Consider the following 14,123-nt stretch of genomic DNA (forward strand, 5'->3'; position numbering starts at 1 on the left):
TGGTGCTGGAGGCATCGCCATCGGCATCAGTGATGGTGTAGCTGAAGACGTCGGTCAGTGACTCACCGTCGTCCAGCGACTGCACGGCCGGATTGGCATTGTCGAGCACGTAGCTGTAGCTGCCGTCGGCTTCGAGCGTCAGCGTGCCGTAGCTGCCGGTGACGACCGCAGCGGCATCTGCCGTGACGGCACTGCCGTCGACGTCAGTGACCGTGGTGGCATCCGCGCCAATGGTGTCGGCGGTGTCGTTGGCGCCGTCGATGACGTTGCCGTCGAGGGCCGTGGTGGTGTCTTCGCCGATGTTGCGCGCGTCAGCCTTGGCCTCCGGCGCGGTATCGAGGATCGCGATATCCAGGCTGTCAGTGCTGCTCTGCCCGGTGATATCGGTGACCACGACCGCGAAGCTGTCAGTGATGTCGCCGCCCGAGTGATCCTCGGTCTCGCCATCCTCGACGTAAGAGTAGGTAACCTCACCGGTCCCGGCGTTGTAACCGGTCACGCTCAGGGTGCCTTCGCTCCCCTCGATGACCACCGGATCGGCCTCGGTCGCACCCGTGATGTCGACCGGCGTATCCGCATCGACGCCAGCAATGGTGACCGTGGCAATCCCGGCAGTGGCGGCGACCGTGAAGCTGCCGGTGACGGTGTCGCCGGTGGCTTCGGTGACGCTGTTGTCGTCCGCGCCGCTGATGCCGCTGATGGTCGGCACGCCATCGGGCATACCGGTGATCAGGATGTCGACCGTGGTGGTCGAACCATCACTGAGCTCGACCACGAACGCCTGGCTGACAGTGTCACCTTCATTCAACCCCTGAACGACAGCGGCTTCGTTATTGAGGGTGTAGGTCCACTCGCCAGCCTCGTTGACGCTAAAAGTGCCGTAATCATCGCTTTGCGTGCTAGCGACAACATCAGTACTTTCGACATCGACAAGCGCGCCGGAAGCTTCGGTAACGCCATCCTCCGTTACCTCTCCAGAATCGCCGCCAATCAGGGCGCCTACATCATTGCTGGTCGCGGTGTTGCCAGCCGGATCGGTGACCGAGGCCTCAACGCTGTACTCGCCTTCGCTCAGCGGCGTTTCAGCGTCAACCGTATAGGTGCCGTTCTCGACGGTGGTGGTGACGGTCTGTTCATTGCCATCGCTGTCAGTGATGACCAGGGTGACGGTGCTGCCGTCTTCGGCATCGGTAGTGCCGACGATGGTCGGCGTGGTGTCGGAGGTCAGTGCCGGAGCATCGACGGTCAGCGCCGGGGCGCTTGCGTCGATCTCACCCACGTCGTTGCTGGTCGCGGTATTGCCGGCCGGATCGGTGACCGAGGCCTCAACGATGTACTCACCTTCGCTCAGCGGCGTTTCCGCATCGATGGAATAGGTGCCATCTTCGACGGTGGCGGTGACGGTCTGTTCGTTGCCATCGCTGTCAGTGATGACCAGGGTGACGGTGCTGCCGTCTTCGGCATCGGTAGTGCCGACGATGGTCGGCGTGGTGTCGGAGGTCAGAGCCGGAGCATCGACGGTCAGCGCCGGCGCGCTTGCGTCGATCTCGCCTACATCATTGCTGGTCGCGGTGTTGCCGGCCGGATCGGTGACCGAGGCCTCGACGCTGTATTCGCCTTCGCTGAGCGGTGTCTCGGCATCGACAGAATAGGTGCCGTTCTCGACGGTCGCGGTGACCGTCTGCTGGTTGCCTTCGCTGTCGGTGATGACGAGCGTGACGGTGCTGCCGTCCTGGGCATCGGTAGTGCCGACGATGGTCGGCGTGGTGTCGGAGGTCAGCGCGGGGGCATCGACGGTCAGCGCCGGCGCGCTTGCGTCGATCTCGCCCACGTCATTGCTGGTCGCGGTGTTGCCGGCCGGATCGGTGACCGAGGCCTCGACGCTGTACTCGCCTTCGCTCAGCGGCGTTTCAGCGTCAACCGTATAGGTGCCGTTCTCGACGGTGGTGGTGACGGTCTGTTCGTTGCCATCGCTGTCGGTGATGACCAAGGTGACGGTGCTGCCGTCTTCGGCATCGGTGGTGCCGACGATGGTCGGCGTGGTGTCGGAGGTCAGCGCGGGGGCATCGACGGTCAGTGCCGGGGCGCTTGCGTCGATCTCGCCCACGTCATTGCTGGTCGCGGTGTTGCCGGCCGGATCGGTGACCGAGGCTTCGACGCTGTATTCGCCTTCGCTCAGCGGCGTCTCGGCGTCAACCGTGTAGGCGCCATTCTCGACGGTGGTGGTGACGGTCTGTTCGTTGCCGTCGCTGTCAGTGATGACCAGGGTGACGGTGCTGCCGTCTTCGGCATCGGTAGTGCCGACGATGGTCGGCGTGGTGTCGGAGGTCAGTGCCGGCGCGTCGACCGACAAGGACAGCACGACCTCTGTCGGCAGTGTCGGATCAAGATCCAGCCCCAGACCATCTTCGTCCTCATCATTGAATTCCGGGTCGGTAAAGCCGCCCTCATATTCATAGGAGGTCCGTTCGACACGCCCTTCGCGCCCCACCCCAGAGGCATCCAGGAAACCACTACGACTGCTGCCTGGCGCACCGCCACTCTCACCCGCTGCGGGAGCTTCCTGAATCGCGGTCGGGTCTTCGCCACGAGCGATCGCTTCGCGCAACGCTTCCACTGTCGGGTCAACAGGCGCTTCCCCACGCGACTCGGCCAACAAGACCTCAACGCCGATCGGTGCCCCCTGCGGCACCACAAGCTGGGTGCCGTCTTCCAGCACCACGATCGCGCCCTGCGGTGCGACCAGAGTGGCTGTCGGTTCAAGCGTCATTCCATTGACGACACGCTGCGCCTCGTTGGTGGAGGAAACAACAAGTACTGTGCCTTCTGTGCGGATGACCTGGACCATGGGGGCATACTCCTGCTGGGGAAAGGTGCTGCATCATGCTGCGAAGGGGACAATGGCATGATCGAAAAGAACGGATATTTACATTTTGATACACAAAATCACTTACTGCAACTTAGCAATTTTCAGTAGTGGCATCGCGCCATGATGATTAGATGTCTAATCACAAAAACCTCTATCAATCAGTTACTCACACTCATGAAGGTCGTCGTTGCGCCTCAGCGAATCTTGCGAGACTGAACAGACCACTGCCGCCGGATACTACGCAAGGGCGGTGATTGATCATGAGATCTCGCTAATACCGTAGCATCGTTGTAGAGCCATTGTTCAATCAGATCTGCCAAATGTAACAATACTTTTACATTCTGCGGCTGCTGCTGAGCAATACGACGCAAGTGGCTGCCGGGCGCCTCGCCCACGTGAGGGCCATGGCCCGTACGCTCCAGCCGCTTCACCAACCTGCGGTAGGCCCGCACACCTGCGTGCGCTGACACCTCACGGCCAGACAACAACACCAGTGCCACGCCTGCCAGCACCACACTGGCCAGCAGCCCGAGCACACCCCAGACAAGCCACTCCCAGCGGAAGTCACCAAACAGTCGCTTCCAGAGATTTCGCTGCTCGTCGAGACGGAACCCCACCACGCTACGTTGCCAGCGGTATTCGAAACGCTCCCACTGCCGCCTCAGATCACTGAGCAACGAATTATTCAGCGTGAAGGCACGCAAGCCAGCATCGGCCATGAAGCCCGGCTGCCCCTGCAGGCTCAGCGCCCCCTGCGAGATTCGCTCGGGAGCCACCGCCGCGGTGGGATCAAATCGATGCCAGCGGCCGGCATAGAACACCTCGACCCAGGCGTGGGCGTCATACTGGCGAATGCTCAATTCCTGCGGCCCACCGATGCCATCGCCTTGTGCCTCGCCGCCCAGATACCCCGCAACCATCCGCGCCGGCAACCCGGCAGCACGCGCCAGAAAAACGCTGGTAGAGGCGTAATGCGTGCAATAGCCCCGCAAGCTGTCGAACAGGAAATCATCGACACGGCTGAGCCCCTCGAGACGCGGTGGCGTCAAGGTGTAGTGGAAAGGCTGGCGATTGAAATACTGGAAAAGGCGTTGCAGGAAGATCTGCGGATCTCCTCCCGACTCCCGCATCAGATCGCGAGCGAACTCACGGGCACGCGGATTGCCATCATCGGGCAATAGCTGATCAAGGCGCTGCATCCATTGCGGAGCCGTTGTCGGTGGCGCACCGGAGGAAGACATCTCCAGCAGCTCGCGGGTATTGAGTGACGCCAGCCCCTCAAGGGTGCCGTCGACCAGGTAACGGACCTCGCGACTGGTCGTCAGTGGCGTGCCGAGGCTCGGCCGCCAAGGGCGCGGGTCCGGCTCCAGCAGCAGCTCATAGCGATGACGCGCGACTTCCCCCTCCCTACGCGTCCCGCGCTGAACGTAGCGCTCGGCTGGCCCGCCCAGCGCCTCCTGAAGACGCTCCGGCGTGGCGCGCGACCAGCGCACGCCATCAAACAGGCTCAGGGTATACACACGCCAGTAGCGCTGGGAGGCCGCAGGCAGTCCGGTGTCGAAACGCGCCCGAAACGCCAGGGCATCACTGCGACCCAGAGCGGCGATATCACCGGGAGAGACACTGTCGGTAAGCCCCGTGGTGGCCTCGTTGAGCTGCGGCACGTTCCATAGCGGCGGCAAGCGGGGAAAGAGCACGAACAAGCCCAGCATCAGCGGCAGGGACAGCCCCATCAGCCAAGCCGTCTCCCGCATGGCCTCGCGACGTTCGCGTGCACCGGCGATCAACACCAGCCCGCCGACCAGCCACGCCGCGGCCATGACCGAGGCCGCCGCCATCAAGGGCCCCTGGTCATGCAGGAAGGCCGCCGCCAGCACCACGAAACCCAGCCCGCAGACCACGCGACCATCGCGCAGGCTGTCCGTCTCCAGCAGCTTGAGCAGATAGATGCCGACCAGCAGGCCGATCATTGCCTCCAGGCGCAGCATCTGGCCGTATTCGAGAAACAGGCCCGCCGCGACCATGGCCACCGCCGCCAGCCGCAACAGGATGCCAGCGCGCGGAACTCGCGCCCGGAGTTGCTGAAAGCGCCACAACGCCGCCAGCAAGGCCGGCAGGGCAAGCCATACCGGCATCCACAGCACATGCAGCGCCAGCACCAGACACTGGCCGATGAACAGGTGGCGCAGCTCCAGCCAGCCCAATGCCTGATCAGGCGTCAGCGGTTTGCGCTGCCACCAGTGTCGTCTGGCACCAGAGGAGCTGGCTTTCGACAAGGTCATACGCTGCCCTCCTGGCTCAAGGGACGACTCGCGCCGGCTCGCTCGGCGGCCTCACTGGCCTCCAGCTGGGCGGACCATGGCAACCTTCCCTCGCCGCCGAACAGCGTCAATGCCTCAAGCACTCGACGGCGATGCGCCCCGCCACTGGCGATGGCCAATGTCTGCCCCGGCAGCCGCAGACCATAGGTCGCCTGGGCGCCTTCCGCCGCCAGTACGCGTGCCGTGAGTTCCGAGAGCCGCTGCTCCATATCGCCACGACAGGCCTCGTAATCCAGCCACAGCGAGGGACGCGCAGGCGTCTCGAAGCGCTTGGTGACCAGCTCGCCGCTGCGCCCCCAGTGCTTCCAGGCGATATGCGCTGGCGCATCACCCGGTACATAGCGGCGCAGACCGGCGAAATCGCCCTGCTCTATCTGCTCGAGCGTGCGACGACTGCCCTGCGGGGTGGAGGGAAGCTCTGGCTGTGGATAGACGAGGACCGGCGTGTCGATCGCGACCCAGGCCCACAGGCGTACCAGTCCCAACGGCCAGCGCGACTCCAGCGTCAGCGTCGGCAATGAGAACTGGCCACGCTGAAAGGCAGCCAGCTCCAGCGGCGCACTGCCTTCGCCGTCATGGATCTCGAGTCGCTGGCGCGCCTCTCCCAGCCGAACATCGATGGCATGCGAGCGAGCCCGACCGGTGAGGCGCACCATGACGCGCAACGTATTGCCCGCAAACGCCTCGCCATCGGCGATCAGCTGCACTCGCACGCCCGCCAGATTGCGCCAGCTGCGAAAGATGCTGACCACTGCCACGGCGAACAGCCAGAAGGACAGACCATGCGCCAGCGAGTTCTCGTAATTGATCCCCAACAGCAGCAGCAGAATCACCAGCACTGCCCAGAACAGCCCGAAGGGCGTCGGCAAGATCATCAAGCGCGCGTGATGAAGCGCCTCACCTCCGCCAGTCGACATCTTGCGCAGCATGCGGGCTTTCACGCGCGTCCATGCCCCGGGCTTCGCCATCTGGGTCATGCAGGCACCACCGCCACCTGCCCGAGCAGATGGCGCGCCATGGCCTCACCTTCGACAACACTGCCTTCACTGAGGCGGTGCCCCACGACGGGCGCCCAGACCGCTTGCACATCCTCCGGCAGCACATAGTCACGTCCTGCCAGCAGTGCCCAGCCACGCGCAGCACTGGCCAGCGCCAGCACCCCGCGCGTCGAGAGACCATAGGCCACTTCCGGCGAGCTGCGCGTCGCCGCCACCAGCGCCTGCAGATAATCCAGCAGCGGGTCAGACAGACGCACACGGTCCACGGCGGCCTGCCACTCCTTGAGCACCGAGACGGGCAACAAGGGTCGCAGCGCCTCGATATGCTGACGCCCGGCATTGCCCTTGAGAATCTCGCGCTCGGCTGCGGGTTCCGGGTAGCCCAATGACAGCCGCATCAGGAAGCGGTCCAGCTGGGACTCCGGCAGCGGGAAGGTGCCGGATTGCTGGAGCGGATTCTGGGTCGCGATCACGAAGAACGGTTCTGGCAGGCGACGGGTCTCGCCCTCCACCGTGACCTGACGCTCCTCCATCGCCTCCAGCAACGCGCTCTGCGTCTTGGGCGTGGCACGGTTGATCTCGTCCGCCAGCACCAGCGAGTGGAACACCGGGCCGGGGTGGAAGCGGAAGTTGCCCTCACGCGGATCAAATACCGACACGCCCAGAATGTCTGCCGGCAATAGATCGCTGGTGAACTGCACCCGCTGCATGTCCGCTCCGATCAGACGCGCCAGCCCCTGGGCGAGGGTCGTCTTGCCCAGCCCGGGCAAATCCTCGACCAGGACATGACCACGACACAGCAGACAACAGAGCGCCAGACGGATCTGGCGCGGCTTGCCCGCCAGCACCGCCGACAATGCGACTTCCACCTCTTCCAGCTGCTGTGGCAATACCTTGGCATTCATGCAAAGACTCCAGAACAAAGTGGGGAGGAGGAGATGCGGCCATCACGATGGGCAGCACACGCCAGATGACGCAAGGCCAGCGGCGTTGCTGCCCAGGCTCGACAAGGAAAAGCGAAGATCATCGGCCCAGGCTCTCACTCAGAAAGCCTTCACGAATCAGGCGCTCAAGGGCCATACGGCTATCAGGGGTTGAAGGATGCAACGCAAGCGCATCAGCAGGCGTGACCCAGAAGGCATCTGCCACTTCTTCAGCCTGCAGGGTCAGCGGGCCATCGTAATGCACCAGAAATGCACTGCCGAAGACATGGTTGGTCGCGTCTGTGTAGCAGAAATCGAAACAATGCTTGAGCGGCGCACCGCGCACGCCAATCTCTTCCTCCAGCTCGCGACGGGCAGCCACCTGCACGGCCTCACCGGCCCCGACAACCCCCCCGCTGGCAAGATCGAAATAGCCGGGGAACACTTCCTTGCTCAGGGTACGCTTCTGGATGCACAGCTCACCGCGGCCATTGAGCACGAAGGCATAGGTCGCACGGTGCCAATAGCGGTAGCGACGCATCAAGCGACGCGGTGCCGTGCCACAAGGGCGATTCTGCGCATCGACCAGCTGAATGATTTCGTCCTGGATCACCGTTCCCTGTTCCTTGCCTGTCCTTGAATCACTTCGATAGCTACCCGCGACGACCTACACCGCCGGATAGCATCGACCAATGCGTCCCACGGTAGCAGAATGCGACGAGGCTGCCTTCAACTGCGGCCCGGACACCTGCCTTCACCCCCTGACAACAGGTGACGCTCGCATTCGTGCAAATCACCTAAAACAGAACTCTCTGCAATAGCCTCTACACTAGAGGCCATCGACGTCAGAAAACACCACACTGGCATCATGGACCGCTCCCATGGTCATTCTCTTTACACACCCAGACAGGAGATGCGCACAGCATGAGGCAACCTCGCCAGGGACATGGCGCGCCGCGACGCGCCGGAAAGATATCGGCTGGCCTGACCGCCCTTCGCACCATCGCCACCACCGCCAGCAGATGGCTGGCGTCGCTGGCCCTGCTCTCCCTTGCCACGGTTCACGCCACTGCGCAGGAGCCTCCATCCGCCATCCCCCATGTCGAGCAAGCCTTCGCACTACCGACGCCACCGGGTGCCACGACCGGGGCCGCCTACCTGACTCTCTCGATCACAAAGGGCGATGCCGTGCTGACAGGCGCCAGCACGCCGATGGCCGCCACGGTCGAATTGCACAGCATGCAAGTCACGCAAGAGCGCATGCAGATGCACAGAATCGAGCAACTGGCGATTTCCTCTGACGCGCCGCTGACGATGACTCCCGGTGGCGGCCCCCACCTGATGCTGATCGGGCTGACGCAGCCACTCACTGCGGGCGACAGGCTGCCGCTGACGCTGCATTTCCTGGCGAGACCTGACACGAGCCTTGAGATCTCGATCAAGGACTACGCCGAGATGATGTCGCTCAGTGAGTAACGCCATCGGTGCATACGCCTCTATCGACAAACACCTCTATCTACAAACGCCTCAACCCGCAAAACGCGCATGCAAAACGCGCATGTAAAACGGCCCTGACACAAAGTGCCAGGGCCGTTTTCTCAAGAAGCGCCAGATCCTCACGGGGCTGACAGGCTGTCTCAAAGCCCCCAGACCACCCGCAACGCCAGCCCCAGCAACACCACGCCCGTCAGACGATTGATCCACATCGCGCGCGCCTGCAACCAGGGCAGCACCCGCGAATGCGACAGCACCAGTGCCACCAGCACATACCAGAGCCCGTCGATACCCATGGCCGTCACGACGACCAGCCACTTGCCCATCTCGCTCATCTCCGGCGTGATCAATTGACTGAGTAGCGCCACGAAGAACAGGATCAACTTGGGGTTGGCCAGCGCCACCATGAAACCATCGCGAATCGCCATGGAGCGGGACGTCGTGACGGCCTGCGCCTCCAGCGCTCCACCGCGGCCCGCCCGCAGCGCCTTGATCCCCAACCAGGCCAGATAGGCTGCACCCAGCAGCATGACCGTCTGGAAGACGCCCGGATAATGAACGATCAAGGCGCCGAGCCCCCAGGCAGTCAGCGCGGCATACAACCCGACTCCCAGCGCATGACTGATACCGGCGGCGACCCCCGCACTCCTGCCGCCGCCCAGGGTATGGCGCAGCACCATCGCCAGACTCGGTCCGGGCGACATCGCCCCCATCGCGCATAGCGCAACCAGTGACAACCACAGATTCAGCGGCATCCAATGCATGAAGGTCATTGCATGTTCCAGTCAATTGGTGAAAGCGACACTGCGCCGGCCTCGGACATACACCTGGGGGATCACCTGACAGTAGCCCGGCGCTCGCGATGAGGCCCGCCCTCCCCATCCTGCGTTGCAGATGGGATGCGAGTATCGGGCACATACGACTCCCACCAAGTCTTGAGGCAGACGCAGTCGAGTGTATCAAGCGCCGTGCTGATGCGGCAGCAGGCCATATGGACGACCTGGAAATGCCCCTCACGATGGGTGTCACACGGGCTGGACAGTCCGCACTCGAAGGCGGCCGTCGTGCATGGATTTATATGAGAACATAATAAAGTACAGAATTTTACACATTCGAAAACTTGTGCAACAAATTAGGCGTTGTACAAGTTTGTGATAACCAGTAACGTCTCTACCGCTGCTCAGGAAGAGCGGCAGGTTCAGCGTAGTGACAGGCCAAGTGCACAGGAAGTGCAGCCAGGGACAGGCCCTGTCAAAGGATGACGCGCAGGCTTGGGGACTTCGCTCCCGGCCAGGAAGATTCGTAAGCCTGAGCGGGTAGGTTTACGAATCTTCATGACTGGCAGCCTGCGAGCTCAGGGAAAGAGATCACTACGCTGAATGACACCGAATTCAGTCAGTTTCTGAAAGGTGTCCAAGATTTTTCGGGTCAGCAGCGCCCGATCGCTGCTCAGGAAGAGCGGCAGGTTCAGCGTAGTGACGGGCCAAGTGCACAGGAAGTGCAGCCAGGGACAGGCCCTGTCAAGGATGACACGCAAGCATGGGAAGCTTCACTCCCTGGCCAGCAAGATCCACGAGCCTAAGAGATTGGTTCATGGGCACTCATGACTGGCAGGCTTGCGCACTCAAGGAAAGAGACCGCTACGCTGAACCTAACCGAATTCAGTCGAATGCTGAGAGGGAGAGGAGACATGGAAGGGAAAGCGAAAGCCGCACTGTGTTGTCCGGCATGCTCCGGCCTGAAGATGGAGTATCAGTACCACACTCCATCAGCCGACCACCTGGTGCACTGCCAGGATTGCCATGAATACGTCGGCAAGTGGTTCACCCTGCGCCAGGAACTCGCGATCCAGAACACCCGCATCGCGCTCCTCGATCCCTCCCTCGCCAGCAACAGCCTCTATCGACGCGTAAAGAGCATTCCACATCAGGCCTAAGTCGCCGTCTGGATGCACGAGACACAGGAAAGCCCCGACATTCGTTCGGGGCTTTCCTGTGTCTGGGTCTGGACCCCTGCCGTCACGTACAGAACACAGACAAGCAGCTGCCATCGCCATGACAGGCGAAGCGTGAAGAGATAAGCAAGGACAGGTATTCGGGACAGGGGTAGAGACAGACTGAGCGCGAGCGAAGGACCACAAGGGAGATGAATCGGCGGGAGCCAGAAACGCAAAAAGCCGCTCGAAAGCGACTTTTTCAATTCTGGTGCCGGTGGTCGGACTCGAACCGACACGCCTATTAAGCGGCGGATTTTGAATCCGCTGCGTCTACCAATTCCGCCACACCGGCAACGGAGCGAAATTATACGGGACATTGCGCCAAGGTCAACGAGTTTTGGCGTCAGATCAGACACATGGAGCGCTTCCTCACACCCCACGCCGCAGTGGGCTGAGGCGTGTCGCCCGCAAACGGGTCTTCGCGTGGACGATGGCATTGGGTATCATGAGCGACCTTTTTCGTCTGCCCGGACAGCCAAGGCCTCGAGAGTGTCGCACCTGACTGCCCCACCCGCAGAAAGGGAGTCATGCGCTCGCGACGAGAGCGATAGTGTCTCACGGGCGGCATCTCCCCATTGTGCATGTACGCATGCCACGGAGCGCACCACGCGCCTCGTGCTATCAGAGTGTCAGGTTGGCCATGTCACGTATCGATTCCGGTGATGCCTCGGGCGTTGCCACACCTAACGACGCGCGCCCGATGCAGCGCAGCGATTACGATTTCAGTCTGCCGGATGAGCTGATTGCCCGCTACCCGTCAGAGCAGCGCAGCGATTGCCGTCTGCTGCATCTGGATGGCAAGAGCGGCGAGATCGTGCACCGTCGCTTCCCGGACCTGCTCGAGCAGCTGGAACCCGGCGATGTCGTGGTCTTCAACGACACCCGCGTGATCCCCGCGCGCCTGCATGGTCAGAAAGCCTCCGGCGGCAAGATCGAGATGCTGCTGGAGCGCCCGCTGGACGCCCATCGCGGCCTGGCGCACATCCGCTCCAGCAAGTCGCCCAAGCCGGGTACCGAGCTGATCTTCGAAGGTGGCATCACGGCCGTGGTCGAAGGCCGTCAGGAGGCACTGTTCGAGCTGCGCTTCCACGGCGAGACGCCGATGATCGAGCTGCTCAACCAGCACGGCCACATGCCGCTGCCGCCTTATATCACTCGGGATGACGAGCTGTCGGATCGCGAGCGCTATCAGACGGTCTATGCCAAGCGCGATGGCGCCGTGGCCGCCCCGACGGCGGGCCTGCACTTCGATGAGCCGATCATGGCCGCCATGGCCGAGAAAGGCATCGAGACCGCCTTCGTTACCCTGCATGTGGGCGCCGGCACCTTCCAGCCGGTGCGCGTCGACAGCATTCTCGAGCACCACATGCACAGCGAATGGATCGAGGTCGGTCAGGAAGCCTGCGACAAGATCGCCCGTGCCCGCGCCGCCGGTCGCCGCGTGGTCGCCGTCGGCACCACCAGCGTGCGCTGCCTCGAGAGCGCCGCCAAGGCCCACGCTGGTGAGCTGGCCCCCTACTCCGGCGACACCGACATCTTCATCTACCCGGGCTACGAGTGGCAGGTGGTGGATCTGTTGATCACCAACTTCCATCTGCCGGAATCGACCTTGCTGATGCTGGTTTCGGCCTTCGCCGGCTACGAGCACACCATGGCGGCTTATCAGGCGGCGGTGGAAGAGCGCTACCAGTTCTTCAGCTATGGCGATGCCATGCTGCTGGAACGCGCCTGACCCCCCCTTCCGACATGGTCCCGGCATTCGCCGAGGGCCGTGTCATGCGCAGTTAACGCGCCCCGCGCTATGCTGCGGCATAGCGACTTAGTGGCTTGATGACATAGTGGCATCGACACACCAGCTGCGGCCTGTTTCGCCGCCAAGCAAAGAGAGCACCATGCGTAAAGAATGCTTCATGAGCTTTGAAAAGCTCGCGACCGATGGCCGTGCACGTCGTGGCCGCATGACCTTCCCGCGCGGCACCGTGGAAACCCCGGCCTTCATGCCGGTGGGCACCTACGGCACCGTCAAGGGCATGACGCCGGAGTCCATCAAGGACATCGGCGCCGAGATCATCCTCGGCAACACCTTCCACCTGTGGCTGCGCCCGGGCACGGAAGTCATCGAGGCGCATGGCGATCTGCATGACTTCGCGCAGTGGGACAAGCCGATCCTGACCGATTCCGGCGGCTTCCAGGTCTTCTCGCTGGGCAAGACGCGCAAGATCACCGAACAGGGCGTTCACTTCCGCTCACCGGTCGATGGCTCCAAGGTCTTCATGGGCCCGGAGGAATCGATGGCGGTGCAGCGCTCGCTGGGCTCCGATATCGTGATGATCTTCGATGAGTGCACGCCGTATCCGGCCACCCATGATGAAGCGCGCAAGTCGATGGAGATGTCCCTGCGCTGGGCACAGCGCTCCTACGATGCGCATGGCGACTCGCCGTCGGCGCTGTTCGGCATCATCCAGGGCGGCATGTATCCGGACCTGCGCGAGAAGTCCCTCGAGGGCCTCAAGAAGATCGACTTCGACGGCTACGCCATCGGCGGCCTTTCCGTGGGCGAGCCCAAGGACGAGATGATCAAGGTCCTCGACTACCTTCCCGAGTGGATGCCGGAGGACAAGCCGCGCTATCTGATGGGCGTCGGCAAGCCGGAAGACCTGGTCGAGGGCGTGCGGCGTGGCGTCGACATGTTCGATTGCGTGATGCCGACCCGCAACGCGCGCAACGGCCACCTGTTCACGCCGACGGGCACCGTCAAGATCCGCAACGCCGTCCACAAGCATGACACCTCACCGCTGGACCCGGAGTGCGATTGCTACACCTGCACCAATTTCTCGCGCGGTTATCTGCATCACCTTGATCGCTGTGGAGAAATGCTCGGCTCGATGCTCAACACCATCCACAATCTGCGCTACTACCAGAGCGTGATGGCTGGTTTGCGCGGTGCAATTGAAGCGGGTACATTGCAGGACTTCGTGGAACAGTTCTATGCCGCGCGCGGCCTGCCGGTGCCGCCGCTGGCCGACTGATCGAGGCGAATGACGACCGGGGGCCAAATCCTCCGGTCGTCTTGATATTCGACTCGAGCCAGACGTGAAGAAGAGCCTGAATCACGCTCATTGCATAACAACAGTTCACTCGTAACCTCTGGAGATACACATGCTGGAATTCCTGATTCCTGCCGCACACGCGGAAGCCGAAGCGGCTGTCGCCGGCGGCGGCGCCATCGGCCAGATCGTCATGCTGGTCGGCTTCGTGGTCATTTTCTATTTCCTGCTCTGGCGTCCGCAGTCCAAGCGCGCCAAGGAACACAAGAACCTGATCAGCAATCTGGCCAAGGGTGACGAAGTCGTCATCGGTGGTGGCCTGGTTGGCCGCATCACCAAGGTCAGCGAGCAGTTCATCACCATGGAGCTGAACGAAGGCAACGAAGTCAACGTGCAGAAGTCTGCCGTGGCTGCAGTCCTGCCGAAGGGCACCATCAAGTCCATCTGATCCCTCCTGCTGCCGGCCCCTGTGCCG

At 62.6% G+C, this 14,123-nt stretch carries 11 protein-coding genes and 1 tRNA gene; 5 read left to right on the forward strand and 7 right to left on the reverse strand.

Going from position 1 to position 14,123, the window contains the following annotated elements; translation table 11 throughout:
* The 5 genes from NH396_RS13995 to NH396_RS14015 form a co-directional block, all read right to left on the reverse strand.
* Window positions 1-2,848 (reverse strand): retention module-containing protein (locus tag NH396_RS13995; protein WP_253064531.1); only part of this gene is annotated, 2,848 nt, incomplete at its 3' end.
* A 215-nt stretch (window positions 2,849-3,063) separates the two neighbouring features.
* The gene (locus NH396_RS14000; RefSeq protein ID WP_253064532.1) at window positions 3,064-5,151 is read right to left on the reverse strand and encodes a DUF3488 and transglutaminase-like domain-containing protein; all 2,088 of its coding nucleotides are present in this window, start codon (window positions 5,149-5,151) and stop codon (window positions 3,064-3,066) included.
* Window positions 5,148-6,167 carry a DUF58 domain-containing protein gene (locus tag NH396_RS14005; protein ID WP_253064533.1) on the reverse strand — a complete coding sequence of 340 codons (1,020 nt, stop codon included), beginning with the start codon at window positions 6,165-6,167 and terminating at the stop codon, window positions 5,148-5,150. The genes NH396_RS14000 and NH396_RS14005 overlap by 4 nt, the downstream gene beginning before the upstream one ends.
* A complete protein-coding gene (locus tag NH396_RS14010) occupies window positions 6,164-7,093 on the reverse strand; it encodes a MoxR family ATPase (RefSeq protein ID WP_253064534.1) in 930 nt (309 codons plus the stop codon). Before NH396_RS14010 ends, NH396_RS14005 begins: the two co-directional genes overlap by 4 nt.
* 118 nt (window positions 7,094-7,211) lie before the next feature.
* Window positions 7,212-7,724 (reverse strand): NUDIX domain-containing protein, encoded by a 513-nt coding sequence (locus tag NH396_RS14015; RefSeq protein WP_253064535.1) that lies wholly within the window; start codon window positions 7,722-7,724, stop codon window positions 7,212-7,214.
* Window positions 7,725-8,035: 311 nt separating this feature from the next.
* On the opposite strand from NH396_RS14015, the gene NH396_RS14020 reads away from it, so the two are divergent.
* Window positions 8,036-8,587: a copper chaperone PCu(A)C gene (locus tag NH396_RS14020; protein ID WP_253064536.1), complete on the forward strand. Its 552-nt coding sequence runs from the start codon at window positions 8,036-8,038 to the stop codon at window positions 8,585-8,587.
* A 161-nt stretch (window positions 8,588-8,748) separates the two neighbouring features.
* Here NH396_RS14020 and NH396_RS14025 read toward each other — a convergent pair whose 3' ends face one another.
* A complete protein-coding gene (locus NH396_RS14025) occupies window positions 8,749-9,360 on the reverse strand; it encodes a LysE family translocator (RefSeq protein ID WP_253064614.1) in 612 nt (203 codons plus the stop codon).
* Between the two features lie 935 nt (window positions 9,361-10,295).
* On the opposite strand from NH396_RS14025, the gene NH396_RS14030 reads away from it, so the two are divergent.
* On the forward strand, window positions 10,296-10,541 hold the full coding sequence (locus NH396_RS14030; RefSeq protein WP_200017634.1) for a hypothetical protein: 246 nt from the start codon (window positions 10,296-10,298) through the stop codon (window positions 10,539-10,541).
* Between the two features lie 266 nt (window positions 10,542-10,807).
* On the opposite strand, the gene NH396_RS14035 is transcribed toward NH396_RS14030, so the two are convergent.
* Window positions 10,808-10,893, reverse strand: a tRNA-Leu gene (locus NH396_RS14035).
* Window positions 10,894-11,301: 408 nt separating this feature from the next.
* Between NH396_RS14035 and queA the strand changes: the two genes are divergently transcribed.
* From queA to yajC, 3 genes are all read left to right on the forward strand, one after another.
* The gene (gene queA, locus NH396_RS14040) at window positions 11,302-12,333 is read left to right on the forward strand and encodes a tRNA preQ1(34) S-adenosylmethionine ribosyltransferase-isomerase QueA (protein WP_107336757.1); all 1,032 of its coding nucleotides are present in this window, start codon (window positions 11,302-11,304) and stop codon (window positions 12,331-12,333) included.
* A 160-nt stretch (window positions 12,334-12,493) separates the two neighbouring features.
* Window positions 12,494-13,630: a tRNA guanosine(34) transglycosylase Tgt gene (tgt, locus tag NH396_RS14045; protein ID WP_253064537.1), complete on the forward strand. Its 1,137-nt coding sequence runs from the start codon at window positions 12,494-12,496 to the stop codon at window positions 13,628-13,630.
* 130 nt (window positions 13,631-13,760) lie between these two features.
* A complete protein-coding gene (yajC, locus tag NH396_RS14050; protein ID WP_153636512.1) occupies window positions 13,761-14,096 on the forward strand; it encodes a preprotein translocase subunit YajC in 336 nt (111 codons plus the stop codon).
* Window positions 14,097-14,123 lie beyond the last annotated feature (27 nt).

It is taken from the genome of Cobetia sp. Dlab-2-AX, from assembly GCF_024124625.1.
Classification (GTDB): Bacteria; Pseudomonadota; Gammaproteobacteria; order Pseudomonadales; family Halomonadaceae; genus Cobetia.

Coding starts and splice junctions, on each gene's coding strand:
- NH396_RS14000 (WP_253064532.1), bottom strand. CDS start 5,151: ATGACCTTGTCGAAAGCCAGCTCCTCTGGTGCCAGACGACACTGGTGG.
- NH396_RS14005 (WP_253064533.1), bottom strand. CDS start 6,167: ATGACCCAGATGGCGAAGCCCGGGGCATGGACGCGCGTGAAAGCCCGC.
- NH396_RS14010 (WP_253064534.1), bottom strand. CDS start 7,093: ATGAATGCCAAGGTATTGCCACAGCAGCTGGAAGAGGTGGAAGTCGCA.
- NH396_RS14020 (WP_253064536.1), top strand. CDS start 8,036: ATGAGGCAACCTCGCCAGGGACATGGCGCGCCGCGACGCGCCGGAAAG.
- NH396_RS14025 (WP_253064614.1), bottom strand. CDS start 9,360: ATGCCGCTGAATCTGTGGTTGTCACTGGTTGCGCTATGCGCGATGGGG.
- NH396_RS14030 (WP_200017634.1), top strand. CDS start 10,296: ATGGAAGGGAAAGCGAAAGCCGCACTGTGTTGTCCGGCATGCTCCGGC.
- queA (WP_107336757.1), top strand. CDS start 11,302: ATGCAGCGCAGCGATTACGATTTCAGTCTGCCGGATGAGCTGATTGCC.
- tgt (WP_253064537.1), top strand. CDS start 12,494: ATGCGTAAAGAATGCTTCATGAGCTTTGAAAAGCTCGCGACCGATGGC.
- yajC (WP_153636512.1), top strand. CDS start 13,761: ATGCTGGAATTCCTGATTCCTGCCGCACACGCGGAAGCCGAAGCGGCT.